Origin of the sequence: Nitratireductor sp. OM-1 (genome assembly GCF_003296175.1) — a bacterium.
Taxonomy (GTDB): domain Bacteria; phylum Pseudomonadota; class Alphaproteobacteria; order Rhizobiales; family Rhizobiaceae; genus Nitratireductor; species Nitratireductor aquimarinus.
Genome location: NZ_CP029208.1, coordinates 1641798 through 1666664, shown reverse-complemented (window position 1 = coordinate 1666664; position 24867 = coordinate 1641798). Strand labels below are relative to the sequence as shown.

Annotated in this window: 20 protein-coding genes; 9 read left to right on the top strand and 11 right to left on the bottom strand. The window is 63.3% G+C overall.

Going from position 1 to position 24867, the window contains the following annotated elements; all coding sequences use genetic code 11:
- Positions 1 to 97 precede the first annotated feature (97 nt).
- From DEJ54_RS07915 to DEJ54_RS07895, 5 genes are read left to right on the top strand one after another with little or no spacing between them, the layout of a single operon-like run.
- Positions 98 to 1603: a sugar ABC transporter ATP-binding protein gene (locus DEJ54_RS07915; protein ID WP_113154092.1), complete on the top strand. Its 1506-nt coding sequence runs from the start codon at positions 98 to 100 to the stop codon at positions 1601 to 1603.
- A complete protein-coding gene (locus DEJ54_RS07910) occupies positions 1600 to 2592 on the top strand; it encodes an ABC transporter permease (RefSeq protein WP_113154091.1) in 993 nt (330 codons plus the stop codon). Before DEJ54_RS07915 ends, DEJ54_RS07910 begins: the two co-directional genes overlap by 4 nt.
- Entirely contained in the window at positions 2589 to 3545 is a 957-nt protein-coding gene (locus tag DEJ54_RS07905; protein ID WP_113154090.1) for an ABC transporter permease, read from the top strand. Before DEJ54_RS07910 ends, DEJ54_RS07905 begins: the two co-directional genes overlap by 4 nt.
- Positions 3542 to 4561, top strand: coding sequence for a LacI family DNA-binding transcriptional regulator (locus tag DEJ54_RS07900; protein WP_113154089.1), 1020 nt, complete (start codon positions 3542 to 3544; stop codon positions 4559 to 4561). The genes DEJ54_RS07905 and DEJ54_RS07900 overlap by 4 nt, the downstream gene beginning before the upstream one ends.
- A 14-nt stretch (positions 4562 to 4575) precedes the next feature.
- Positions 4576 to 5814: a Gfo/Idh/MocA family protein gene (locus DEJ54_RS07895; protein ID WP_113154088.1), complete on the top strand. Its 1239-nt coding sequence runs from the start codon at positions 4576 to 4578 to the stop codon at positions 5812 to 5814.
- A 52-nt stretch (positions 5815 to 5866) separates the two neighbouring features.
- Here the strand turns inward: DEJ54_RS07895 and ampC are convergent, their stop codons facing one another.
- From ampC to fmdA, 4 genes are all read right to left on the bottom strand, one after another.
- Complete coding sequence (ampC, locus tag DEJ54_RS07890) at positions 5867 to 7066, bottom strand: class C beta-lactamase (RefSeq protein ID WP_113154087.1); 1200 nt, start codon at positions 7064 to 7066, stop codon at positions 5867 to 5869.
- 196 nt (positions 7067 to 7262) lie between these two features.
- On the bottom strand, positions 7263 to 7568 hold the full coding sequence (locus DEJ54_RS07885; RefSeq protein WP_007007627.1) for an FmdB family zinc ribbon protein: 306 nt from the start codon (positions 7566 to 7568) through the stop codon (positions 7263 to 7265).
- Between the two features lie 62 nt (positions 7569 to 7630).
- Positions 7631 to 8143, bottom strand: a complete 513-nt coding sequence (locus tag DEJ54_RS07880; protein ID WP_113154086.1) for an AmiS/UreI family transporter — start codon at positions 8141 to 8143, stop codon at positions 7631 to 7633.
- Positions 8144 to 8282: 139 nt separating this feature from the next.
- Positions 8283 to 9509 (bottom strand): formamidase, encoded by a 1227-nt coding sequence (gene fmdA, locus DEJ54_RS07875; RefSeq protein WP_007007629.1) that lies wholly within the window; start codon positions 9507 to 9509, stop codon positions 8283 to 8285.
- Between the two features lie 376 nt (positions 9510 to 9885).
- Between fmdA and DEJ54_RS07870 the strand changes: the two genes are divergently transcribed.
- A complete protein-coding gene (locus DEJ54_RS07870) occupies positions 9886 to 10623 on the top strand; it encodes a response regulator (protein WP_113154085.1) in 738 nt (245 codons plus the stop codon).
- Here the strand turns inward: DEJ54_RS07870 and DEJ54_RS07865 are convergent.
- Both DEJ54_RS07865 and DEJ54_RS07860 read right to left on the bottom strand, forming a co-directional pair.
- The gene (locus DEJ54_RS07865; protein ID WP_113154084.1) at positions 10608 to 11807 is read right to left on the bottom strand and encodes a sensor histidine kinase; all 1200 of its coding nucleotides are present in this window, start codon (positions 11805 to 11807) and stop codon (positions 10608 to 10610) included. The two genes, DEJ54_RS07870 and DEJ54_RS07865, sit on opposite strands and share 16 nt — an antisense overlap.
- Entirely contained in the window at positions 11804 to 14434 is a 2631-nt protein-coding gene (locus DEJ54_RS07860) for an ATP-binding protein (RefSeq protein WP_113154083.1), read from the bottom strand. The genes DEJ54_RS07865 and DEJ54_RS07860 overlap by 4 nt, the downstream gene beginning before the upstream one ends.
- Before the next feature lie 655 nt (positions 14435 to 15089).
- Between DEJ54_RS07860 and DEJ54_RS07855 the strand changes: the two genes are divergently transcribed.
- Positions 15090 to 16196 (top strand): FAD-binding oxidoreductase, encoded by a 1107-nt coding sequence (locus DEJ54_RS07855; RefSeq protein ID WP_113154082.1) that lies wholly within the window; start codon positions 15090 to 15092, stop codon positions 16194 to 16196.
- A gap of 11 nt (positions 16197 to 16207) precedes the next feature.
- Positions 16208 to 16558: a RidA family protein gene (locus tag DEJ54_RS07850; RefSeq protein ID WP_113154081.1), complete on the top strand. Its 351-nt coding sequence runs from the start codon at positions 16208 to 16210 to the stop codon at positions 16556 to 16558.
- Here DEJ54_RS07850 and DEJ54_RS07845 read toward each other — a convergent pair whose 3' ends face one another.
- A complete protein-coding gene (locus DEJ54_RS07845; protein ID WP_113154080.1) occupies positions 16559 to 17782 on the bottom strand; it encodes a multidrug effflux MFS transporter in 1224 nt (407 codons plus the stop codon).
- A 32-nt stretch (positions 17783 to 17814) separates the two neighbouring features.
- Positions 17815 to 18276 (bottom strand): Lrp/AsnC family transcriptional regulator, encoded by a 462-nt coding sequence (locus tag DEJ54_RS07840; protein ID WP_113154079.1) that lies wholly within the window; start codon positions 18274 to 18276, stop codon positions 17815 to 17817.
- 108 nt (positions 18277 to 18384) lie between these two features.
- Here DEJ54_RS07840 and DEJ54_RS07835 point away from each other — a divergent pair, with 108 nt between their 5' ends.
- Complete coding sequence (locus tag DEJ54_RS07835; protein WP_113154078.1) at positions 18385 to 19842, top strand: aminotransferase class V-fold PLP-dependent enzyme; 1458 nt, start codon at positions 18385 to 18387, stop codon at positions 19840 to 19842.
- 207 nt (positions 19843 to 20049) lie between these two features.
- Here the strand turns inward: DEJ54_RS07835 and DEJ54_RS07830 are convergent, their stop codons facing one another.
- The 3 genes from DEJ54_RS07830 to DEJ54_RS07820 are packed head-to-tail and all read right to left on the bottom strand — an operon-like array spanning position 20050 to position 24858.
- Entirely contained in the window at positions 20050 to 21207 is a 1158-nt protein-coding gene (locus tag DEJ54_RS07830; protein WP_113154077.1) for an osmoprotectant NAGGN system M42 family peptidase, read from the bottom strand.
- Between the two features lie 57 nt (positions 21208 to 21264).
- Positions 21265 to 23079, bottom strand: coding sequence for an N-acetylglutaminylglutamine synthetase (ngg, locus tag DEJ54_RS07825; RefSeq protein ID WP_113154076.1), 1815 nt, complete (start codon positions 23077 to 23079; stop codon positions 21265 to 21267).
- Between the two features lie 3 nt (positions 23080 to 23082).
- Entirely contained in the window at positions 23083 to 24858 is a 1776-nt protein-coding gene (locus DEJ54_RS07820) for an N-acetylglutaminylglutamine amidotransferase (protein ID WP_113154075.1), read from the bottom strand.
- Positions 24859 to 24867 lie beyond the last annotated feature (9 nt).

The following is a 24867-nucleotide window of genomic DNA, read 5'->3' as shown; positions in this document are numbered from 1 at the left end:
ATCCACGCCACGGCCATTCTCCTTCGCGACGTTGACGGGAGAAGGCGCGGCGGGCGGATGAGGGACTGACGCCGACCTTTCAGCGATTGATGTAGACATGACCAAACTGAATCTCAGCGGTGTAAGCAAGGCTTACGGCGCCACGCTGGCGCTACGCCGTGGCGACCTTGAACTGGACACCGGCGAAGTGCATGTGCTGATCGGCGCCAATGGCTCCGGCAAGAGCACGCTTTGCAAGATCGTGGCAGGCAGCGTGCGCCCGGATGCGGGCGATGTGCTGCTCGACGGGCGCGCGGTGACCGTGAGCGGGCCGCGTGCGGCGCAGGCGCTGGGCATCGGCATTTTCTATCAGGAACTGAGCCTCGCCGATCATCGCAGCGTGGCCGAAAACATCTGCCTGCCCGATCTGCCGAAGCAGAGCGGATTCTTCATCGACCGGGCGGCATTGCGCCAAAAGGCCGAACGCTACATCGCGCTGTTCGAGGCCGTGGCCGGTGCGGAACTCAGGGCCGACACGAATGTGGGCGATCTGCGCGCCGACCAGCGGCAATTGGTGGAGATCATGAAGGCGCTGGCGACGGAAGCGCCGGTTCTGATCTTCGACGAACCCACCTCTGCCCTCGACCGCGCGCAGGTGGACCGCTTCTTCGAAATCCTGCGCGGCCTCAGGAATGACGGCCGCAGCATCGTGTTCATCTCGCACCGCATGGACGAGATTTTTGCCATCGGCGACCGCGTGACCGTGATCCGCGATGGCGAGACCATCGGCACGATGGCCATTGCGGAAACGACCCCGGAGGCCGTGATCCACATGATGGTGGGCGAGCAGGAAGAGCTTGCCGCCCCAGAGCAAGCTGCGCCACCCGCACAGGCAGCATCCACCGATGCGGCGCTGACGGTTGAGAACCTCACCGGCGCGGGCTTTCGCGATGTGAGCTTTACGGTCAGACGGGGCGAAATCCTCGGCCTCGGCGGCCTGCACGGACAGGGCCAGTCCGCTCTCCTGAAGGCGCTTTTCGGCGCGCAGCCGCCCAGTGCCGGCGAAGCGCGGATAGCACGAGAGCGGCTTCGCACCGACAGCCCGCGCAGCGCCATCGCCCAGGGCGTGGCCTATGTTTCCGGCGACCGGAGCCGCGACGGGGTGATCACCGGACGTCCGATCCTCGAAAATGTCGCGCCCATCCATGCGCTGCGCAACAGGCTCGTGCTGGCGCGCCCGGGGCGGCTCGCTGAAAAGGCGCTGCCGGCGCTCAAGGCGCTGAACACGAAATTCGCCGGGCTTTCCCATTCCATCGGCTCGCTGTCGGGTGGCAACCAGCAGAAGATCGTGATCGCTCGCTGGCTGATCGACAAACCCGACATCCTGCTGCTCGACGACCCGACCAAGGGCATCGATCTTTCGGCCAAGACAGACCTTTTCGCGCTGATCCGCAGGCTCGCCGAGGAAGGGCTCGCCATCGTGCTCTATTCGTCGGAGGACGCCGAGCTCCTGAACAATGCCGACCGCATTCTCGTGTTCAACGGCGGCGCGGTGAGCCGGGAGCTGAGCGGCGCGGCGCGCACCCGCTACAATCTCTACCAGGCAGCCTACGAGGCGGCATGATGACGACCAACGCTTCTCTCACAAAACAGGATGGCGGCGGTTTCGGCACGCTTTTGAGGCGCTTTCCGTTCCTGCCTGCCCTTCTCATTTTCGCGGTGCTTCTGGTGCTGAACGGCATCTTCGAGCCCAACAGTTTGAGTTTTCGCTCACTGACGGGCCTCGTGCGCACCTATATGGCGCTGATGCTTCTGGCGGTTGCCCAGACCTATGTGGTCTATGCCGCCGACATCGACCTTTCGGTCGGCGCCATCGCCTCGCTGGTCAATGTGACGATCATCGTGTTGATGCAGCATATGGGCGGTGGGGGGCTCTCGGTGCTGGCCGCGCTCGGCGTGGGTGTTCTCGTCGGACTGGCCTGCGGCCTCGTCAACGGCTTCGTGGTCGCGGCGCTGCGCCTGCAGGCCATCGTCGCCACCTTCGCCACAAGCATCTTCTTCACCGGGCTGGCGCTGGTGATCCTGCCGGTGGCCGGCATGCCCGCACCGACCGTTTTCTGGCGCACTTATGGCGGCAGTTTCTTCGGCATTCCCTTTGTCTTCTATGCCGCTGTGGCGCTTGCAATCCTGCTTTGTCTATTGGCCCGCACCCGGCTTGCCACACAGCTTCTGGCGGTGGGCGACGGGCAGCAGGCGGCCTTCCAGAGCGGGCTTCCCGTCACCGCTATCCGCATTGGCGGCTATGCGCTGTGCGGCGTGTTCGCTGCCCTTGCCGCCTTCTGCATCACCGGTGACACGGCAAGCGGCGACCCGCTGGTCGGCGCAAAGATGACGCTGTTCAGCGTCGCCGCCGTGGTGCTGGGCGGCAGCGCGCTTTCCGGCGGGTTCGGCACGGTTGCAGGCTCCGTCATCGCGGCGCTGATCATCGGGCTCATCAATTCGCTCGTCTTCTTCGCGGGCACCCCCTCGCACTGGCAGAACCTGGTGCAGGGGCTCGCCATTCTCGCCGCGCTGATGGTGGGTGTTCTCGTCAGCCGCAGGGGGCGTGCATGAACCGGCTGCTCGACATTGCCAAAAACCCGCTCACCATCGCACTGGTGCTGATCGCAGCACTTCTGTTTCTCGGCAACACGCTTTCGCCGGGCTTCGCCTCCGGCGGGCAGATCCTGCGGCTCCTCATCGTGGCAGCGCTGCTGGGCATTGTCGCGGCTGGCCAGAACCTCGTCATTCTGGGCGGGCGCGAGGGCATCGACCTGTCCGTCGGCGGCGTGGTTTCGCTTTCGGCCATTGTGGCCGGCAATGTGATGAACGGCATGGATGGCGGCATCCCGCTGGCCATTCTCGCCTGCGTAGCGACGGGCGCGCTGTTCGGCCTGTTCAACGGGCTCGGCGTGACGCTGCTGCGCATTCCCCCGCTGGTGATGACGCTTGGGATGCTGGGCGTGCTTCAGGGGCTTCTGGTGGTGATCCGGCAGGGCATTCCCTCCGGTCGCGCAGCCCCGGCCCTTTCGGAATTCGTGACCAGGCCATTCCTGCTGGGCCTGCCGGGCATCATCTGGCTGTGGATCGGGGTTGGCCTGCTGATGGCCTTCATCCTGCACCGCACCGTGTTCGGCCAGCGCATCTACGCCATCGGCTCCAACGAGCAGGCGGCCTTCATGGCCGGTGTGCCCGTGCGGCGCACGCGCATCGCTCTCTTCATGCTGTCGGGCGTGTTCGCCGCCATTGCCGGGCTCTGCCTGCTTGGTTATTCCGGCTCCTCTTTCGCAAATGTAGGGGAGCAATACATGTTGCCATCGATCATTGCCGTGGTGTTTGGCGGAACCCCGCTTTCCGGCGGCAAGGGCGGCTATACCGGCACCATGGCCGGCGCGGTTCTGCTGGTGGTGCTGCAAAGCATCCTGACCACGATCAACATCGATGAATCCGGACGGCAGATGGTGTTTGGCGCCACGCTTCTGGTGCTGATGCTGTTCTATGGCCGCGGTCGGGGGCTGCGCGCATGAACCGTCGGCCCAAGATCAAGGACATTGCCGAGGCGCTGGGCGTTTCGTCCGCCACCGTGTCGCGCGCGCTGAGCGGCAGCGATCTGGTGACGGAGGAGACGCGCGCGCGGGTGCGCGAAACAGCGGACGCCCTGCACTATCGGCCAAACGCCAGCGCCCGCAGCCTGCGCACAGCCCGCTCCATGGCAGTACTGATGGTGGTGCGCGATGTGGGCAACCCGTTCTATCTCGACATTCTGAAGAGCGTGGAGGCCACGGCCCGCGCCGCCGGCTACTCTGTTCTGATGGGCAATACCGAGAACGATCCCGAGCGCGAGATCGAGTATTTCGACATGCTGCGCGACGGTCATGCCGACGGCATGATCCTGATGACGGGCAAGCTGCCGGCGCAGGAGGGCGCGCGCAACAGGCTGCCGCCCAATGCGCCCATCGTGGTGGCGCTGGAAACCATTGAAGGGTCCGGCTTTCCGCATGTGCAGATCGACAATGTGGCCGCCTCCTGCGAGGCGGTGGAGCATCTGATCGGACTTGGCCACCGGCGCATCGCCCATATTTCCGGGCCGGTTCCCGAAGTGATGAGCCTTCGCCGACAGGAGGGCTATCGCCGCGCCATGCGCAATGCCGGCCTTGCGATTGCCGAAGGCTATGAGCAGCGCGGCGACTACCTGCTGCATGGCGGGGCTGCGGCCTGCAAGGCGCTGTTTGAACTCGCCGAACCGCCGACGGCGATCTTCGTGGCCAATGACGAAATGGCCTTCGGCGCGGTTCATCACCTGCGCGAGATCGGCCGCGACGTGCCCGGCGATGTGTCCGTCGTCGGCTTCGACGATCTCTATCTGAGCGAAGCGTTCTACCCGCCGCTGACCACGGTGCGCCAGCCGCGCACCGACATCGGCCGGCAGGCCATGGGCATGCTGCTCGAAATGCTTTCAGGGGCCGCCGTGCCCAGGGAACCCGTGGTGCTGCCAGCCACGCTGCGCGTGCGCGGCACCACCGCACCACCGAAAACAGAATGAAAGGGGAAACAACCATGTCCGCACAGCCCGGAAAACGCCTGCGCATCGGCCTTGTCGGCACCGGCTTCATTGCCGAATTCCATCTGCGGTCCATGCTCGGCGTGCGCCATGTCGACGTGACCGGCGTCTACAGCCGCAAGGCGGAGAACCGCGAACGCATCGTGAAGCTGGTGGCGGAACTGGGGCTGGGCGACTGCAAGAGCCATGACAGTCTGGCATCCATGCTGCAGGCCGACGATGTGGACGCGGTCTGGATTCTCTCCCCCAACGACACGCGCCTTGAGACAATGCGCACCATCCATGACGAAGTCGTTTCCGGGCGCAGCAAAGTGTTTGCGGTGGCCTGCGAAAAGCCGCTTGCCCGCACGCTGTCCGATGCGCGTGAGATGCTGCGGCTCGTGGAAGACGCCGGGCTGAACCACGGTTATCTGGAAAACCAGGTCTTCGCCCAGCCGGTTCTGCGCGGCAAGGAGATCATCTGGCGGCGCGCCGCCTCCACCACCGGACGCCCCTATCTGGCGCGCGCGGCAGAAGAGCATTCCGGCCCGCACGAGCCGTGGTTCTGGCAGGGCGACAAGCAGGGCGGCGGCGTTCTGCTCGACATGATGTGCCACAGCGTTGAAGTGGCCCGGCACCTTCTGACGGAACCCGGCAGGAAGCGGGATTCCCTGAAGCTGAAGGCCGTGCACGGCACCGTGGCCAACCTCAAATGGACACGCCCGCGCTATATCGAAGACCTGAAGAACCGCTTCGGCCCGGAAGTGGATTACGCCAATCGCCCTTCCGAGGACTTTGCGCGCGGCAATGTGATCCTGGAGGACGAGGACGGCAACGAGCTGATGATCGAGACGACAACCTCCTGGGCCTATGTGGGGGCGGGTCTGCGCATCCAGCTTGAGCTGCTTGGGCCGGAATACGCCATGGAGTTCAACTCGCTCGGCACCGGCCTGAAAATCTTCATGTCGCGTGAAGTGAAGGGCGAGGAAGGCGAGGATCTGGTCGAGAAGCAGAATGCCGAACAGGGCCTGATGCCCGTGCTGGAAGACGAGGCCGGGATCTATGGCTACACGGATGAAAACCGGCACATGGTGGAGTGCTTCCGCAAGGGCGAGGAGCCCCTGGAAACCTTTGCCGACGGCGTTGCCGTGCTGGAGATTCTGATGGGGCTCTACCTGTCGTCGGAGACCGGCGACACGGTGCGTTTCCCGAACCCGGACCTGGAAAACTACGTGCCTCTGGTGGCGCGTCGATAAGAAACCGATGGTTCGCCGGCGGGCCTCTCCCGCCTGCCGGCGAATGGCCCTGTCACGGCTGTGCCTGCTTCAGGGCTGCAAGAATGCGATACCCTGCCCGCACCCGGTCACGCACCGACACATTCCTGTTGGCCAGAATGGCCACGCCGATCCTGCGCCCCGGCACGAACGCCACATAGGCCGAGAAGCCCCTCGTGGAACCGGTCTTGTTGACGAGCACCTTACGGCGCGGCGGGAATGGCGGCTTCAGATGCATGGCAGGAACATCGTCGCGCGCCATTCTTCTGGAATTGCCATCGAGCAGACGCTTCAGGCTGACCGGATAGGCATATTGCTCCCAGACCAGATCCTGCGTGATGGCGTCGGCCTTGTAATAGCCGGTGAGCGCCTGACCGATGGCGCTTTGCATATCCGGCTCCAGATCGCCGCTTTGCATATGCGCCTCGACATAGCGGATGAGATCTGTCGCCGTTGTCTTGACGCCGTAGGGTGCAGAGGCCAGCGCATTGTCTGACAGGCGGGCGGGTTCGTTCTCCGTCGTATAGCCCTGCGCATAGTCCCTGATCCGGTGAGGCGGAACCTGCGTATAGGTGTTTGCGAGCCCCAGCTTCGGCAGGAGCAGATTTGCGAGGGCATCGTCATAGTCCCGCTGAAGGGCGTCGGCCGCGATGGAACCGAGAAGCGCGATGCCGATATTGGAATAGGTGCGCTCCGTACCCGGCGAATAGCGACGCTCCCAGCCCCTGCAATAGGCGACAAGCGCGTCCTGACTGTCCACGCCCGGCGGCAGGAAGAGTTCGAGCCCGCTCGTATGGGTCGCCAGTTCCAGAATGCGCACGGCATCGAAAGCGCTGCCCTCAAGCGCCGGAACGCGCGAACTGACCTCGTCGAAAAGCGAGAGCTTTCCCTGCACATGCGCGTAGGCCGCAAGCAGACCGGTGAATGTCTTGCTGATCGAGCCGATCTCGAACAGCGTGTCGTCATCCACCGCCGCACCGCTTTCACGCGAAGCGACGCCGTAGTTGAAGATGCGATGTTCCCCCCCGACCGTGACCGCGATTGCAAGACCGGGAAGATCGTGGTCCTGCATGAGCCGTCGGGCTTCGGTTTCGACTGTCGCGGCCGGTTCTGCCGACGCGGTGAGACCTGATGCCCGGGCGGGCGACTGGGGCTGGAGACCACAAAGAAACAGTGCAGCGGCCACGGGCAAAATCCTGACCTTCACTGCGTGTTGCCAAAGCTTATGAAGCATAAATTTACTCTAAAATATCAATAACTTGCCCCTTGAGATCAGCAGATACGCCAATTTTCAGAAAACACAAAGCGTACTCTCTCAACAAATCGCGTTTCAAAATGAAACAGGCAGACGGCGCCCCCGGAATGCGGGGGCGCCGTCTGCCTGAAAAGCACCCAGAATCGGCCTGAAAGCCTGTGTCGCGAGCGCGAACTCAGCAGTGGCCGATCATCCATTTCTTGCGCGGAGAAGGCGGGCCCTTCTTGCCGATATTGCACAGCGAACAGCCGCAACCGGCCAGATGTTCCTTCTTGACCACGCGCGGCTCGCTGCCGCTTTTTTCCGAGCGCGCCAGCGCGCGCCGGAGCGTGCCGTTCATGAGGCTGAGGCTTGGCGCGGCCACATCGCGACTGCTCGGCGTCTGGCAACTCGGGCAGGCGCATGCATTGCCTGCATCAGCCATGGACGTCCACTCGTCGAAAGGTCCGCAATCTTCGCAAACATAATTGTAAAGCGGCATGTTGGTCTCCGAAAATTCTGTCTCGCATGGTGCGGCGGCCTGACGCCGCCGCACGAAAAAGCTCAGAGCATTCCCTGAAGCAGCAGGAACCCCGGCAGCCAGCCGGTGATGATGCCCGTGAGGAGCGTGACGACCGCAGTGGCCTGCAGGATCGGACGCTTGAGGGCAAGCAGCAGGAAATACATGAACCAGAGCACCGCCCAGATGGCCCAGTTGAGGCCGAGCCAGGTGTCGGTGAAGGTCTGCGCGCCGGCCAGTCCTTCAATCGCGATGGGCACGACGGTGATCGCCACGAACAGGCTGAACCAGCCGAGCCCGCGGCCATCGACCGCGACCACGCGGTTGTAGGCGACCCAGAGATAGGTGGTGGTGAACAGCAGCGTCAGCGCCGCAGACTTGACCGACGCGGCATCCGCCGCAGCGCCGAATGCCGAAGCCAGCGCGACGCAGAGCGTGACGAAGCCGGACACCACATTGATGACGACAATTTCCTTGTCGTCGATCTTTCCCATCAGCCACAGCCCATTGAGAAACAGGACGGCGCCGACGTAAAGCAAGGCAAACCCGAGCAGCATGGCAGCTCTTCCTCCCGAAAGGCGGGTTCAGCCGGGTCCCACCCCGGCTGTCCCACTCGTTTCTTTTGAAAACGGCCCGACGGAGCACCGGAACAACCGGGAGGTGGTCTGCGCCTCCCGGCCCGATGCTCCAAGCCACTCAGCTTGTTCGCGCGACATCCACGCCGGAGACCTGTTTGGTCGGCCCGGTCGAATTTGGATTGATGTCGAAATCGAAAATCGCTGTCGGAATGGCCAGCGTGGCGCACACATTCGGTATGTCCACAATGCCGGCTATTCGGCCCTCCACCGGCGCTGTGCCGAGGATACTGTAGGCCTGCTCGCCCGTGTAACCGAACTTCTTCAGATACTCGATCGCGTTGAGACAGGCCCGGCGATAGGCCACATGCGCGTCCAGATAATACTGTTCGCCCGTGTGCTCATCGACCGAGATGCCCTCGAAGATCAGGTAATCGTCGAAATGCGGATCAATCGGGCTAGGCTTGAAGATCGGGTTGACGACACCGTATTTCGCCATGCCGCCCTTGATGACATCGACGCTGATGTCGATCCAGCCGGCCATTTCGATAGCGCCGCAGAAGGTGATTTCGCCATCGCCCTGCGAGAAGTGGATGTCGCCCATGGAGAGACCGCCACCCTTCACATAGACAGGGAAATAGACCTTGGAGCCACGCGACAGGTTCTTGATGTCGCAATTGCCGCCATGTTCGCGCGGCGGCACGGTGCGCCACGCTTCTTCCGCCGCCTTGCGTGCTGCATCACCCGACATCTGGCCCATGAGCGCCGTGTCGGAATAAGGCAGTGCGGCCAGCGGCGGCACCCTGTTCGGGTCGGTCGAAACCAGCTCTTCCTCACGGCGGTTTGCTTCGGCCAGAAGCGCATGATCGGGCAGACAGCCGATCAGGCCCGGGTGAATGATGCCCGGATAGCGCACGCCCGGAATGTGGCGCGAGGTCGTGTAGATGCCCTGGAAATCCCAGCACGACTTGGTTGCGTTCGGATAGTGCTCCGTCAGGAAGCCGCCGCCATTTTCCTTGGCGAACAGGCCGTTGAAGCCCCATTCGGATTCAGGCATTGCGCCGATATCGAGAATGTCGACGACCAGCAGATCTCCTGGCTCTGCGCCCTCGAAACCGAACGGACCGCTCAGATAGTGAACGCGGGTCAGGTCGACATCGCGCACGTCGTTGGCGCTGTCATTGTTGCCGATCTGACCACCGGTCCAATCGTAGCACTCGACGCGGAACACCTCACCGCGCTTGAAGGTCTCAACCATCGGAATATCGGGATGCCAGCGATTGTGCGTCTTGATCGCTTGATCCTCGGGCGCCTTGTTGAGATCGACTGAAAACACTGTTTTAGGCATAGGTCTCCTCCTCTTGAACGGCCAGTCGGAGGTTCCAGTGTCGAGCCCCCCGTCATTTTTGCGCCCGCCCGCAAGATGCGACCGGACGAAACCGTGCCGGAGAAGATTAGGTCTGGACTGTAAGCCGATTGGCTCTGGAGAACGCCCGCTTTGTAATTTTTTGTAACCGCCCGGGGACATTCCGGAGAATTCGTTTTCGCTTGAACAGCCTGAAATAAGCTCTGAATTTCAGTCATTTGCCGTGAGCGCATCCAGAGCCGCCAGCGCCTTGCCCGCCCCGGTTACCTTTGGCCGGATACAAAACGCGCATTTTCCAAAAGACCGGAGCAAACTCCCTTCTCGACCGATGCAACCGTTTGCGACTATCGTATGAGCCATGGGGATCACGGACGAAAAACATCGCGTTCTAATTGTCGATGATGATCAGCGTCTTCGGCGCTTTCTTCAGCGTTTCCTCACGAGCGAAGGCTATGCCGTGACCAGCGCCGAGGATGGCCGCTCCATGCGCCGCGCAATGGCGGATGAGGACTTCGATCTCGTCATTCTCGATCTGACCTTCCCGGTCGGCGAAGACGGTGTCTCGCTGGCGCGTGGCCTGCGCGCCCAGCACGACCTGCCGCTGATCATGCTTTCAGGCAAGAACAACACGATCGACAAGGTGGTCTGCCTGGAGCTGGGGGCGGACGATTACGTGACCAAGCCGTTCGAGCCGCGCGAGCTTCTGGCCCGCATCCGCACCGTCATGCGCCGCTTCGCCAAGCGCATCAGCATGCCGGAACCGCAGGAGAAAAGCCGCTCGCCGATCATGTGCTTTGCCGGCTGGCAACTTGATCCCGCACGGCATCAGCTTTCCTCACCCCGGGGAGAATCGGTGCGTTTGACGAGCCAGGAATTCCAGCTTCTGGCGGCGCTGGTGGAGCGGCGCGGGCGTGTTCTTTCGCGCGAGCAGATCCTCGACATCGTCGCCAACCGCAACTGGAACCCCTATGACCGCAGCATCGACGTGATGATCGGCAAGATCCGCCGCAAGCTGCGCGACAATGCCCGCGACACCCAGTTTATCAAGACCATTCGCGGTGTCGGTTACATGTTCGCGCCTCAGTCCGAGGAATAATGCGCCGGCAAATACAGATTGACGCTGGTGCCCTTGCCCGGCGTGCTGAGAATGCCGAGACGGCCACCGGCCTGCCGCACGAAGCCATCCACCATCGACAGGCCAAGACCGCTGCCCTGCCCCGGCGGCTTGGTGGTGAACATGGGCTGGAGCGCGCGGCGGCGCACCGCCACCGGCATGCCATGACCGGTATCGCGCACCGACAGGAGCACATAGCGCCCCGGTAACAGCCCCGAAGCGACGCGCGCATCCTCCGGGCGAACGATCACATTCGACGCGTCGAAATGCAGGCTCCCGCCGCCCGGCATCGCATCGCGCGCATTGAGCGCCAGATTGACGAGGCTCGGCTCCAGCTGACCGGCGGGAATGAGCACGCTGTTCAACCCGTCTGCGACATTGAGCGAAACGGACACCGTATCCCCCAGCGTGCGCCCCAGAACCCGCATCAGGGGCGGAAGCGCCTCGCCAAGCTGCACCACGGCAATGTCTTTCGCGCGCTGGCGGCCAAAGCGCAGCAGGCGGTCGGTGAGTTCGGAACCCGACCTGGTGGCCTCGAGCGCATCGGTGACCAGTTCGGCCAGTTCCGGCTGGTCGGCCAGCCGCTCCTCCAGCCAGCGCAGATTGCTCAGGAGAACGGCGAGTATGTTGTTGAAGTCATGCGCAATGCCACTGGTGAGCTGGCCCATCGCCTCCATGCGCTGCTTCTGCCCGAGCCGCTCGGCGGCCAGCCGCTTTTCTTCCAGAAGCCGGATGCGCTCGAAGCAGCGGGCGAGCGTGGCAAGCAGGTCTTCGCTGTGAAACGGCTTGCAGAGATAGTCATAGGCGCCGGCCTGCAACGCCTCGACGGCAGTGTCGATGGAAGCGTAGGCGGTGACCATCACGCACACCACGTCCGGTTCGCGCTGGCGGATCTGGCGCACCAGATCGACGCCATTGCCGGTGCCGAGCCGCACATCGACCAGGGCGACCGCGATCCGCGCTTCTTCGAGGAAGGCGAGTGCTGCCTGCGGATCGTGGGCAACCACGATCCTGTAGCCTTCGAGTTTCAGGAGGCCCGACAGGCTTGCGGCGAAATCCTCGTCATCGTCGACGATAAGCACGCAATGGTCTTCCGCCGGTGTGGTTTCACGCAACGGATGTTCGCCGATGACTTCTGCGGGGAGGTCGAGTTCACGATCAGTCATGCCTTGCGCACTCCCGCACAGGGCAGAACGAGCGATACGGTGGTGCCGGCACCCTTCTGGCTTTCGATGAGCACATCGCCGCCATGCTGCTCCATGATGCGCTTGACGAGCGGCATGCCGAGCCCGACGCCAAACGCCTTGGTGCTGAACAGCGGCTCGAACACGCGCTCGGCCACATCCTGAGACATGCCGCCGCCATTATCGGACACCGACAGGTAGACGCGGTCGCGCAGGCGCTGCGTGGAGATGATGATCTGACCGCTTTGCTTCCCGCGTTCCTCGCAGGCCTGCGCCGCATTCTGCAGAACATTGGAGAAGGCCTGCCGCAGACGCTCTGCATCGGCAAGCACGTCGCACCCGGCATCAAGCTTGAGCGTGATGAGATGCGCGATCTCCTGATCCTCTTCGCTCAATTGCTGCTTGACCCAGCGGTCGATGGCGACGGGCGACATGACGGGCGCGTGCTTGCGCGAGAAATCCAGAAGATCCTCGATGATGCGCACGCAGCGCCAGGCATTGCGTTGCAGGCGCTGCAATTCGCCGGTGACGGGCTCATCCGCGTTCTTGAGCGAGCGGCGCAGAATATCGGCAGAGGTGACCATGGTGCCCAGCGGATTGCGCAGCTCATGGCTGACCGTGGCGGTGATCTGACCGATTGCCGCCAGACGCTCATTGGAGGCGAGCTCCTGCTGCGCCTGCCGAAGCTTTTCAAGCGATGTCACCAGATCGCGCTCCGCAAGCTCGCGGCTTTCGTGCGAAAGAACGATCCACCACGCGCCGATGGCGAGCAGCGGCAGGAGCGCCAGAAACACCCGCAGGAGAAGCGCGCCGCTTTCCACATGCGGCTGAAGCGCGGTCGGCTCGATCAAGCGGTAGGTCAGCAGAAAGACGGCAGCCGTCATCACCGCCAGCGAGAACAGAACGCCGCTCACCTTGAGCAGGCGCTGCGTCATGCGTGGCGCGATCTTGCTGCGCAGGGCGCGGCCCAGATAATGCGGCGCTTCCAGATTTGCGCCGGGAACCTTGCAGGCATCGTGGCAGTGGGAATCGAGACTGCAGCAGAGCGAGCAGATCGGACGCCGGTAGAAAGTGCAGTGCACCATGTCGGGCCGCTCATATTCCAGTTCGCAGATTTCGCAGCGCACCACCGGCTTGTCCGGCTCGGCAAGCGGCACGCGCGGGCGGGCGAGATAATAGCGGCCGCGTGTCGCCACGCCGATCAGCACCGCGCTTGAAAGCGCGGTGAAGAAGGCGATGGGGGCGGCATAGGCTTCCGCCAGATCACCGAAACTGCCCATGAAGCAGATGATCGCGAACAGCGAGGCAAACGCCATCGACCCGCAGCCGACCGGATTGAAATCGTAAAGATAGGCGCGCTTGAACTCGGTGAAGGGCGGGCTGACGCCCATCGGCTTCAAGATGGCGAGATCGGCGAAGATGGAGCCGATCCAGGCGGCGGCGATGACCGAATAGACCGCCAGCACCAGCTCAAGCGTCTGGAAGATGCCGAGCAGCATCAGAAGCAGCGAGATCAGAATGTTGAAGATCAGCCAGACCACGCGGCCGGGGTGATAATGGGTGACGCGCGAGAAGAAATTGGACCAGGCGAGCGAGCCCGCATAGGCGTTCGTCACATTGATCTTGACCTGCGAAATGAGAACAAAGATCGCCGCCAGCGCCAGCACGGTGCGCGGGTCGTCGCTCACATATTCATAGGCCTTGATATACATGTGGATCGGTTCGAGCGCCGTCGATGGCGAGAGGCCGGCCGAGACCGCAAGCACCGCCAGAAGACTGCCGCACAGGATCTTGAAACCGCCGACCACGATCCAGCCGGGACCGGCGGAGATGACCGCCGCCCACCAGCGCCAGCGGTTTTCGCGCGTCTTGTCGGGCAGGAAGCGCAGATAATCCACCTGCTCGCCGATCTGGATGGAGAGCGCGAACAGGACACCGATGGCCGAACCGAAGGCGAGCACATCGAACCTGCCATCCGGCGTTTCGCTGCCGGCAAACGCCATCCACTGATCGAGCGTTTCGGGATGGCCGACCGCAATGTAGATGAAAGGCGCAAGCAGCATGGCGATCCAGATGGGCTGGGTGACCATCTGCAACTTGCTGATCATCGTCACGCCCATGAAGGTGATCGGGATGATAACGAGCGATGAGATGATGTAGCCCAGCACCAGCGGCACATCCGCGAACAGCTTCAGCGCCTGCGCCATGATCGCGCCTTCGAGCGCGAAAAAGATGAAGGTGAAGGTCGCATAGATCAGCGACGTGATGGTGGAGCCGATATAGCCGAACCCCGCCCCGCGCGTGAGCAGATCCATGTCGATGTTGTAGCGGCTCGAATAATAGGCGATGGGCAGGTTCGTCACGAAGACGAACAGGCAGGTGATCAGAACGGCGGGAAACGCATTGGCGAACCCGTAGCTGAGCGTGATCGCCCCGCCGATGGCCTCCAGAGCCAGAAACGAGATGCCGCCGAGCGCGGTGTTGGCGATGACGAATGGAGACCAGCGCCGGAACGACCGCGCCGCATAGCGCAGCGAATAGTCCTCCAGCGTCTCATTGGCGATCCATGAATGATAGGATCGTAAGGCAGGCGATTGCGGTGTTTCCACTAACCCGCACTCCGCCCTGCACACCGCCAGTCAGGCGAAGCCTGTGCTTTACGCATCTTGTTGAGGTTCTCCCATTCTCCCCGTTAAATGATCACACAAAGCCGGCTTCGAGACCAGTCCCCGCAGCACGGGGGGAACGGCGTTCTTCCCCACCCGGTTTGTGTGAGAGATGGGCCGCGCCGGCGCAGTGCCATAATGCGCCGACCGCGTTGAGCCTATTGCTTTCGCTTCATGCCCGTTATCTGTGTGCCGTCGCTAAATCGCCCAACCGGCAGCGTTTGAGTTGACAAAATCTCCCCGCGCCCTCAGACGCACGGGGCAATCATGTGTCCGTAGGGTCAGGACCCATCAATATGGCCGCAATGGCGTTCGATAGACCAAGAGATGCTAGGAAAAACCCGCAGAGCGGGGGCTTCCCCCGGTCAAGGGGTTTGACGCAGCAGCTCGCGGGTCTATCGAGCGTCCTTCGGATCGGCCTGATTTGCACGGCTACTTTGTCGCAAGACCTTGAAAGACGTGAAGTCTTCCTGCGGTCTTGCTTCGCGTATCCGCACAAATCAGGCCGACCATTGCGGCCATATTGATGGGTCCTGGCCCTAGAGGCACAGGCACATTCGGACGTCGCGAGCGGCGGCAAAACAGCTTGAGGGGAAGCATGAGCGAGACATCCGACATCATCGTCATCGGCGGTGGCATTGCAGGCATCGGCGCGGGCGCGCGCATGGCTGCGGACGCCAGCGTGACCGTTCTGGAGACGGAAGAGGCCATCGGTTATCACGCCACCGGCCGTTCGGCTGCGATCTACATCCGCAATTACGGCAACGACACCCTGCGCGCCCTCAATGCGGCTGCCGAACCGGTGTTCAAGGAGCCGGAAGGCATTTCTGACGAAAGCCTGCTCACCCCGCGCGGCCTGCTTTATGTGGCGACCGAGGAACATGTCGGCGCGCTCGACAAGATCCTCGAAGGCGCGACGGGCATGGAGCGGCTCGACGCGGACGCTGCGGTTGCGCGTGTGCCCATTCTGCGCCGCGAAAACATCGTGGCGGCGGCGATTGAGGAAGGCGCGCAGGACATCGATGTCGACCGTCTGCTGCAGGGCTTTGCGAAGATGCTGCGCCATCAGGGTGGCCGCATCGTCAACAAAGCCCCCGTCACCGCCATTTCGCGTGCGGATGGCGTGTGGACGCTTGAAACCCCGCAGGGCTCGTTCTCCGCACCCATCATCGTCAACGCCGCAGGCGCATGGGCTGACGAGGTCGCGAAGCTTGCCGGTGTGCAGCCGCTCGGCCTGACGCCGATGCGCCGCTCGGCCGTGATCCTGCCCGCACCCGAGGGGCACGACGTCACGCGCTGGCCGCTTTTCGCCTGTGCGGGCGAAGGCTGGTACGCCAAGCCCGATGCAGGCAAGCTGATGGTTTCGCCGGCTGACGAAGATCCGTCAGAGCCTTTCGACGCCTGGCCCGACGACATGGTGCTGGCCGAGGGCCTGCATCGTTTTGAACAGGCCGTCACCGTGCCTGTGACACGCATTGAACGGAGCTGGGCGGGCCTGCGCAGCTTCTTCCCCGATCGCACCCCCGCTGTCGGCTTCGCGCCGGATGCGGAGGGCTTTTTCTGGCTGGCCGGCCAGGGCGGCTATGGCGTACAGACCTCGCCTGCCCTTTCCGCGCTCGCAGCCGACCTGTGCGCCGGTCGCAAGTCCGGCCTCGCTGAAACCGTGGTGCAGGCACTTGCGCCACACCGCCTCATCAAGACCTGAAAGGAAAAAACATGTCCGATATCAAACGCGTCGACACCGGCACCCGCATGAGCCAGGCCGTCGTTCACAACGGCACCATCTACCTGGCTGGCCAGGTCGGCACGCCGGGCGCAAGCGTCGCCACGCAGACCAAGGACATTCTGGCCAAGATCGACGCCCTTCTCGAGCAGAACGGCTCCGACAAGTCGCGCATCCTGCAGGCGACCATCTGGCTCGCTTCGATGAACGACTTTGCCGAGATGAACGACGTGTGGGACGCATGGGTTGCTCCCGGCCACGCACCGGCCCGCGCCTGCGGCGAGTCCGCACTGGCAACGCCCGAATACACGGTCGAGATCATCGTCGTCGCGGCAGCCGGCTGATCAGGCCCCGCGCTTGACCGGTATCACCGGTTCCCGGCTCGCCCGCGCGGCGAGCCGGACCAGCATCAGGCCCACAATGCCCGTGACGAGAAAGCCTGATGCAAGCGGAATGGTCGTTTCGTTGTAGAACGCGCCGAAGGCCACGGCGAAGACCACCGCCACAAGGCTCGATCCCGATGCGATCAGCGATGCGCCGAGCCCGGCCAACTGGCCCAGAGACTGCATCGCCATGGCATTCAGATTGCCAAACAGAAATCCGATGCAGAAGAAGATGGCAAAGCCCAGCGCCATGAAGGCGGGCAGTGGCGGCTGCCCTTCCCACACAAGGGACAGGCCAAGCAGGCAAAGCCCGAACGCCACGAGACCGCAAAGCGCATATTCGCACATGGCCTGCATGCCGAAGCGACGCACCACCTGTGCGTTGACCATGGAGGCCAGACCGATGCTGGCGGCGAAGGCTGCAAAATAGGCCGGGAACAGACTGTCGATCCCGTATACATCGAAGAAGATATCGGCTGCAGTGCTCAGATATTGCAGATGCGCGCCGAACACGAAGCCCGTGGACACGATCAGAAGCGAAACGCGCCGGTTGCGCAGAACGCGCGAACCGTTTTGCAGGAGCGTGACCGGGTGAAAGCGGATGCGGTTTTGCGGGGCCAGCGTCTCGGGCTGGCGCATGACAAGCCAGATGCAGAGCAGGATCGAGAGCGCCAGATAGACCGCGAAGATGGCCCGCCAGCCGGCGAACGCCAGCACCGCCTGCCCCATGGCGGGCGCGATCATCGGCACCAGAATGAACAGCACGAACATGAAGGACATGATCCGCGCCATGGCCTCCCCCTCGAACTGGTCGCGGACCAGCGCGCGCGTCGCGATCTTGGGGCCGGCGACGCCGATGCCCTGCAGGATGCGGCCGAGCACGATCATTTCCACCGAGGTGGAGAGCATCGCCACCACGGTTCCGGCCATGTAGAGCGCGAGCCCGCCGACCAGCGCCCGCTTGCGGCCGATGGCGTCGGCAATGGGGCCGATCACGAGTTCGCCAAACACCATGCCGAAGATGAACAGCGACACGATGTGCTGCGTGGACAGGGGCGGCTCCACATGCAGATCGCTCTCGATCAGGCGCAGCGCCGGAAGCACTGCGTCGATGCTGAGCGCGGTCAGCGATGTGAGGAACGCATAAAGCGCGATGCGCTCGAAGGAGATTGTGCGTTTTTCCATCGGCTCATGTTTATCAGATTGGCAAAGGCACATCAGATTGGAAGGGGACGCCGTTCCTCGATGGCCTCCATGGCGAAATAGGAGGTGACCGATTCCAGCTCCACCTTCTGGATCAGGCGCTGGTAGACGGAATCGAAGCTCTGCATGTCCGTTGTCACGATTCGCAGCATGTAATCGTAATCGCCGCCAATGCGAAAGAAGTCGACCACTTCCGGAATGCTGGACACGTGCTGGCGGAAGGTCTGCAGCCAGGTTGTCGAGTGATGGCGCGTCTTGACCATCACGAAAACCACCAGCCCGAGCCCCAGCCTGTTGCGGTCGACATTGAGCGTGCGCCCGCGAATGACGCCGCGCTCCTCCAGCGATTTCAGCCGGCGCCAGCAGGCATTCTGCGACAGCCCGACCTTCTCCGCCAGGTCGCGTTGCGACAGGCCGGCGTCACGCTGCAGCTCGCGTAATATTCTTCTATCAAACTGATCGATTTTCTCACTCATATTCGATCATATGACCCAATTTTGAGAGTTTTGCCATCACTTTGTGTGGGAATGATCGCTCATCATTGTGCGATCTTTGCGCATTGATCAACTTCCCGGACCGCCGCCATGCCCAGTGACCTTCTCAAAGCCTTTGCCGACAACCTCAAGCGCACAGACCTCGACGCCTATCTGCGTGACGGGCTGATCGGCGAGAATGCCGTGATCGACGGTCCTTTCGGCAAGAAGACGCTGGTCTATGCCGACTATGTGGCGTCAGGCCGGGCGCTGGCGCAGGTGGAGGATTTCATCCGTAATGAAGTGCTTCCCTATTATGCGAACAGCCATACGGAAGCCTCCTATTGCGGTTCCTTCTGCACCCGCCTGCGTCAGGCGGCGCGCGCGGAAATTCACCGGATCGTCAACGCCGACGACAAGACCAGCGTCGTCTTTTCAGGCGCTGGCGCGACCGCCGGCATCAACCGGCTGGTGCGGCTTTTGCAGATCTCCGAGGCCGTGGCCGCAGGGGCGCGCGTCGTGGTTTTCACCGGGCCTTACGAGCATCACTCCAACATACTGCCCTGGCGTGAAAGCGGCGCGGAGATCATCGCCATTCCCGAAGCCGCGACCGGCGGCCCGGACCTGGGCGCGCTTGCCACGGCTCTTGAGGCAAATGCCGATGCGGCGCTGAAGGTCGGCACGTTTTCCGCCGCCTCCAACGTGACCGGCATCACCACCGACACGGACGCGGTGACCCGGCTTTTGAAGGCCCATGGCGCGCTCGCCATCTGGGACTATGCCGGTGGTGCGCCCTATCTGGAAATCGACATGAAGCCCGGCACGGACTGCGCCAAGGATGCAGTGGTGCTTTCGCCCCACAAATTCCCCGGCGGACCGGGCGCATCGGGTCTTCTGGTCCTGCGCAACGACATTGCCCGCACCGCCTGCCCCTCCATGCCCGGCGGCGGCTCGGTGAGTTTCGTCTCGCCCTGGGGCCACGAATACTCGACCTCGCTTTCAGCGCGCGAAGAAGCCGGCACACCCGATGTTCTGGGCGACATCCGCGCGGCCCTCGTGCTCATCATCAAGGAAGCGCTTGGACAGGACTTCATCGACCGGCGGCATGAAGAGCTGCATCAGCGCGCAATCGCCGTGTGGTCGAAGAACCCGTGCCTGCAGATGCTCGGCAATCCGGCTGCCCGGCGTCTGCCGATCTACTCCTTCCGCATTCTGTGCCCGGAGAACGGCACGGTGCACCACCAGCTTTTCACCCGCATGCTGAGCGATCTGCACGGCATTCAGGTGCGCGGCGGCTGCGCCTGCGCCGGCCCTTATGCGCACCAGCTTCTGGAGATCGACGAGCCCACCTCGAATGCGCTCTTGCAGAGCATTCGCGACGGGCAGGAGATGGAAAAGCCGGGCTGGGTGCGGCTCAATCTGAGCTATCTGATGACGGACGAGAAAGCGGACTTCATCATCGAGACCGTCGACCGGCTGGCGCGCGAGGCGCAGCGGCATGCAGGCGCTTACGACTTCGATCCGCGCACGGCCCGCTTCCGCCACAAGACGCTGGCCATGGCCGGTTAGAGCATCAACCCGTGAGGGTCGGCGTAGTGCGTGGTTCGACAAGCTCACCATGAGGGAGGGCTTTGGCTACCAAAGCCGTCACTACGCCTTTGGCCAAGGTTCTCCGCCAGGAGGGGATTGCTCCTCTCATGGCGACCCCCTGAGCCTGTCATAGGGCTAACCACGCACCGCCTTAATGCAATGCCCCATCCTGCACGGTGGTGCGCCCTACTCCTGCTTCGGCAGGTTGTTGGCGCGCCGGGCCATCTCGGCTTCATTGGTGGGCTGCTCGGTGAAGCCCTCGATGTCGGACACCTCTTCCACATCGCGCTCGATTGCCAGCGGACTTGCCACATAGGCGGTGGCCAGCTCGGCCACCGAGCGCAGCGCATGCACATGGATGCGCTCATAGCCGTGCGAGGCATCCACACCGAAGGCGATCAGCGCCGTGCGAACGTCGTGCCCGGCCTCGATGGCCGATGCGGAATCGGAGCGGTAGTAACGGAAGACATCCTTCTGGTAGCGAATGTCTTCCTCGCGGCACAGATCCACCATCTTCTTCGTCAGGTGATAGTCGAACGGCCCTGCCTGGTCCGCCATGGCGATGGTGACGCCGAACTCTGCCGAATTCTGCCCCGGCGCGGTGGTGCCATTGTCGATGGTGACCATGGAGGCAATCTCGGGCGTGACGATGGACGCCGCGCCCACCCCCACCTCTTCCGCGATGGTGAAGAGCCAGTGCGTGTCGACCGGCAGCGTCACCTCGTGGCGCAGCAGCGATTCCAGCGCGGCAAGGGCGATGGCGACGCCCGCCTTGTCATCCAGATGGCGTGAAACGATGAAGCCGTTTTCCAGGAATTCCGGCTGCGGGTCGATGGCGACGAAGTCGCCCACATCGATGCCAAGATTGTGCGCGTCGCTGCGGCTCCAGCACATGGCGTCGATGCGCAGCTCCACGTAATCCCAGCCGACGGGCATCTCGTCGACGCCGTCATTATAGGTGTGGCCCGAAGCCTTGAGCGGCAGGATGGTGCCGCGATAGCTGCCCTTCTCGGTGTAGATCGTCGCCCGCGCGCCTTCGGCAAACCGCGCGGACCAGTGACCGATGGGCACCATCTCGAAACGGCCATTGTCCTTGATGTATTTGACCTGCGCGCCGAGCGTGTCGAGATGGGTGATGATGGCGCGCGCGCCCTGACGCCGGCCGCCGCGCACCACCGCGCGGATCGCGCCGCGCCGCGTCAGCTCCGGTTCGAGGCCAAGCCGCTCCAGCTCTGCCGTGACATGGCGGACAATGGTGTCGGTGTAGCCCGTCGGACTGTCAATCGACAGAAGCGCCTTGAGCTGCGCGACAAGATAGGAAACGTCGATTTTCAGTCGCGACATGCAGTTCTCGTCATTTCAGCGGGCCTCGTCATTTCAGCTTGTGCCGTCGGCCACGGATCAGGCTTTGGGCGTCAGCGCACGTTCAGCGGATTTTGCACCGGAGCGCGGGAAGAGCAGGTCGACGAAGCGCTCGGCGGTCGGTTGCGGTTCATGGTTCGCCAGCCCCGGCCGTTCATTGGCTTCGATGAAGACATAGTCCGGCTGGTCGGGCGACTTGATCATAAGGTCGATGCCGACAACGGGTATGTCAATGGCGCGCGCGGCGGCGCAGGCCGCTTCAACCAGATCCGGATGCACGTTTTCCGTCACATCGTGAATGGAACCGCCCGTGTGCAGATTGGCCGTCTTGCGCACCTCCACTTCCTCGCCCTTGGGCAGGATGCTGGAAAGCGCATAGCCAAGACCGGCAATGCAGCGGCGCGTCTCGTCATCGACGGGGATGCGGCTCTCACCGCCCGTGGCGGCCGCCCGGCGGCGCGACTGATGCTCGATCAGCTCTTCGATGGTCCGCTGCCCGTCTCCCACCACGCGCGGCGCACGGCGTACGGCGGCGGCAACCAGGCGATAATCGATGACGACCAGACGCAGATCCTCGCCCTCGAAACAGGCTTCGACCAGAACCCGGTCGGAAATCTCGCGGGCGGCGCGGATGGCGTTTTTCGCCTCGTCCAGCGTTTCAAGACCGACGGCAACGCCCTTGCCCTGCTCGCCACGGGCCGGCTTTACCACCACGCGGCCATGCTTCGCGATGAAGGCGCCGAGCGCCGTGTCGTCATCGCCCGCCTCCATCTGCTCGGGCACGGTCAGCCCTGCACGCTCCACCACGCGGCGCGTGACCGCCTTGTCATCGCAGATCGACATGGCGACGGCCGATGTGAGCTCCGAAAGGCTCTCGCGACACTGGATCGAACGGCCGCCGAAGGACAGGCGGAAGAAGCCGCCCTCGGCATCGGTCACATCCACCGCAACGCCGCGCCGGTGCGCCTCATCCACGATCAGGCGCGCATAGGGGTTGAGCCGGTCGAACTCTTCCGGCGGATGGGTGAACAGTTTCTCGTTGATCGGGTTCTTGCGCTTGACCGCAAACACCGGAACCCGGTGAAAGCCGAGCTTCTCGTAAAGCGCGATGGCCTGTTCGTTGTCGTGCATCACGGACAGGTCCATGAAGCTTGCCCCGCGCGCGGCGAAATGCTCCGCCAGCCGTCGCACCAGCATCTCGCCAACCCCGGCATGCCGGCACTGCGGATCGACGGCGAGGCACCAGAGAGACGTTCCGTTCTCGGCATCCTGAAACACGCGGCGATGATCAACGCCCGTGACCGTGCCCAGAATGTCGCCGGTCTGGTCATCTTCGGCGACGAAATAGGTGACGGCGCGGCTGTCGCGATTGGTCCAGAAAAAGTCCGGGCGCACGGTGACCATGCCCCGGCTCTGATAGATCGCGTTGACGGCGTTGGCGTCCGCCTCGGATGTCAGCCGCCGGATGAAGAAGCCGCGCGGCTGCCGCCGGCTCGGGCGATAGGTGGCCAGATCAAGCCGATAGGTGTGCGAGGGATCGAGGAAAAGTTCCTGCGGCGCCATGGACAGGAGCACATGCGGGTCGCGAATGTAGAAGGCGATGTCGCGGCGGGCGGGGCCTTCGTCGCGCAAGGCGGCGGCCAGCTCATCATTGGTCTCAAACGTCTGGGCAAACAGAAGCCTGCCCCAGCCAAGCTCGAGCGAGACGTGCTTTTCCTGCCGCGCGGCTTCTTCATCCGGCGGCGCGTGGGTCGGCTTCATGGTCTCGCTTCGCAGGCGCTTCAGGCGGTAGCCGAGCGCCTTGTCGCTGCGCCCGCGTGAAGCGCGCAAAGCCACGTCCTCTTTCTTGGCCATCGGTCACACCCCGTGGGTTTGCAGCCAGAGTTCGAGCAGCCCGACCTGCCAGAGTTCCGACCCGCGCAGCGGCGTGATGTGGTCGGCGGGCGCGGCGTAAAGCCTGTCCAGATAGTCCTGTCGAAACAGTCCGCGTTCGCGCGCCGGCTGCGAAGACAGCGCATCGCGCACCATGTCGAGATAGGGACCATCGACATATTTGAGCTGTGGTACAGGGAAATAACCCTTCTTGCGGTCGATCACCTCATGCGGGACCACCTGCCGGGCAACTTCCTTCAAGACGCCCTTGCCGCCCTGTTTGAGCTTTTCCTCCGGCGGAATGCGGGCGGCCAGTTCGACCAGTTCGTGATCGAGGAACGGCACGCGCGCCTCCAGCCCCCAGGCCATGGTCATGTTGTCGACCCGCTTCACCGGGTCATCGACCAGCATGACGGTGGAATCGAGCCGCAGCGCGGCATCAACCGGCGTGTCTGCGCCGGCCCGCGTCAGGTGGGCTGCGACCAGATCGCGGCTTGCATCCGTATCGGCGATCCAGTCGGGCGAAAGCTGCTCTTTCAGAACCGCGTGCGAGCGGTCGAAGAAGACGTTCGCATAATCGCCCACCACATCGTTTGAGTTCATCAGCGGCGGATACCAGTGATAACCGCCGAAAATCTCGTCTGCGCCCTGCCCCGACTGCACGACCTTGATGTGTTTCGAAATCTCCTTGGAGAGAAGGTAGAAGCCCACATTGTCGTAGGAGACCATCGGCTCCGACATGGCGGCGAACGTGCCGGGGAGCGCGTCCATCAGATCGGCTGACGGCACGAAGATCTTGTGATGATCGGTGCCGAATTCTTTCGCGATCAGATCGGAATAGACGAACTCGTCGCCCTTCTCGCCATTGGCCTCTTCAAAGCCGACGGAGAAGGACATCAGATCCTTCTGCCCCGCCTCGGCGAGCAGGCCGACGATCAGGCTGGAATCGACACCGCCCGACAGAAGGACGCCGACCGGCACATCGGCCACCATGCGGCGTTTGACGGCAAGGCGCAGCGCCTCCAGCGTGCGGTCGCGCCATTCGTCGGGTGACAGCATTGCCGTTTCGGGATCGCGCGCAAACGGCGGGTCCCAGTAGACCCGGTCGCGCTGGCTGCCATCCGGCTCGATCACGCGGATCGTCGCGGGCGGGAGCTTCTTCACGCCGTTCAGAATGGTGCGCGGCGGCGGCACCACAGCGTGGAACGTCATGTAATTGTGCAGCGCATGGCGGTCGATGGATGTGTCGACATCGCCCGCCGCCAGCAGCGCCGGCAGGGTGGACGCGAAGCGGATGCGGCCCGGCGTCTCGGCCAGATAAAGCGGCTTGATGCCGAACCGGTCGCGCGCCATGGCGACGCGGCCCGTGTCGCGCTCACGCAGCACGAAGGCGAACATGCCGTGAAACCGGTTCACGCATTCCTCGCCCCAGGCATGCCAGGCCTTGAGGATGACTTCCGTGTCGCCGGTGGAGAAGAAGCGGTAGCCCTTGCCCTCCAGCTCGGCGCGCAGCTCCGGATAATTGTAGATGCAGCCATTGAACGCGATGGTGAGCCCCAGCTCCGGGTCTTCCATCGGCTGGCGCGCCTTTTCCGACAGGTCGATGATCTTCAGCCGGCGATGCCCGAAGGCGGCGTTGCCGTGCACGACCGCGCCCGCGCCATCAGGGCCGCGCGGGGCCAGGCAGTCCATCATTTTCGAAAGAGCGACAGGTGAGGCAGGGCGGCCGTCGAGCCGCAGTTCTCCGCAGATTCCGCACATGGATAGAGA

Coding starts and splice junctions, on each gene's coding strand:
- DEJ54_RS07830 (WP_113154077.1), bottom strand. CDS start 21,207: ATGTCGCGACTGAAAATCGACGTTTCCTATCTTGTCGCGCAGCTCAAG.
- ngg (WP_113154076.1), bottom strand. CDS start 23,079: ATGGCCAAGAAAGAGGACGTGGCTTTGCGCGCTTCACGCGGGCGCAGC.
- DEJ54_RS07845 (WP_113154080.1), bottom strand. CDS start 17,782: ATGGAAAAACGCACAATCTCCTTCGAGCGCATCGCGCTTTATGCGTTC.
- DEJ54_RS07910 (WP_113154091.1), top strand. CDS start 1,600: ATGATGACGACCAACGCTTCTCTCACAAAACAGGATGGCGGCGGTTTC.
- DEJ54_RS07915 (WP_113154092.1), top strand. CDS start 98: ATGACCAAACTGAATCTCAGCGGTGTAAGCAAGGCTTACGGCGCCACG.
- fmdA (WP_007007629.1), bottom strand. CDS start 9,509: ATGCCTAAAACAGTGTTTTCAGTCGATCTCAACAAGGCGCCCGAGGAT.
- DEJ54_RS07880 (WP_113154086.1), bottom strand. CDS start 8,143: ATGCTGCTCGGGTTTGCCTTGCTTTACGTCGGCGCCGTCCTGTTTCTC.
- DEJ54_RS07895 (WP_113154088.1), top strand. CDS start 4,576: ATGTCCGCACAGCCCGGAAAACGCCTGCGCATCGGCCTTGTCGGCACC.
- DEJ54_RS07850 (WP_113154081.1), top strand. CDS start 16,208: ATGTCCGATATCAAACGCGTCGACACCGGCACCCGCATGAGCCAGGCC.
- DEJ54_RS07870 (WP_113154085.1), top strand. CDS start 9,886: ATGGGGATCACGGACGAAAAACATCGCGTTCTAATTGTCGATGATGAT.
- DEJ54_RS07865 (WP_113154084.1), bottom strand. CDS start 11,807: ATGACTGATCGTGAACTCGACCTCCCCGCAGAAGTCATCGGCGAACAT.
- DEJ54_RS07900 (WP_113154089.1), top strand. CDS start 3,542: ATGAACCGTCGGCCCAAGATCAAGGACATTGCCGAGGCGCTGGGCGTT.
- DEJ54_RS07885 (WP_007007627.1), bottom strand. CDS start 7,568: ATGCCGCTTTACAATTATGTTTGCGAAGATTGCGGACCTTTCGACGAG.
- DEJ54_RS07905 (WP_113154090.1), top strand. CDS start 2,589: ATGAACCGGCTGCTCGACATTGCCAAAAACCCGCTCACCATCGCACTG.
- DEJ54_RS07820 (WP_113154075.1), bottom strand. CDS start 24,858: ATGTGCGGAATCTGCGGAGAACTGCGGCTCGACGGCCGCCCTGCCTCA.
- ampC (WP_113154087.1), bottom strand. CDS start 7,066: ATGCTTCATAAGCTTTGGCAACACGCAGTGAAGGTCAGGATTTTGCCC.
- DEJ54_RS07855 (WP_113154082.1), top strand. CDS start 15,090: ATGAGCGAGACATCCGACATCATCGTCATCGGCGGTGGCATTGCAGGC.
- DEJ54_RS07835 (WP_113154078.1), top strand. CDS start 18,385: ATGCCCAGTGACCTTCTCAAAGCCTTTGCCGACAACCTCAAGCGCACA.
- DEJ54_RS07840 (WP_113154079.1), bottom strand. CDS start 18,276: ATGAGTGAGAAAATCGATCAGTTTGATAGAAGAATATTACGCGAGCTG.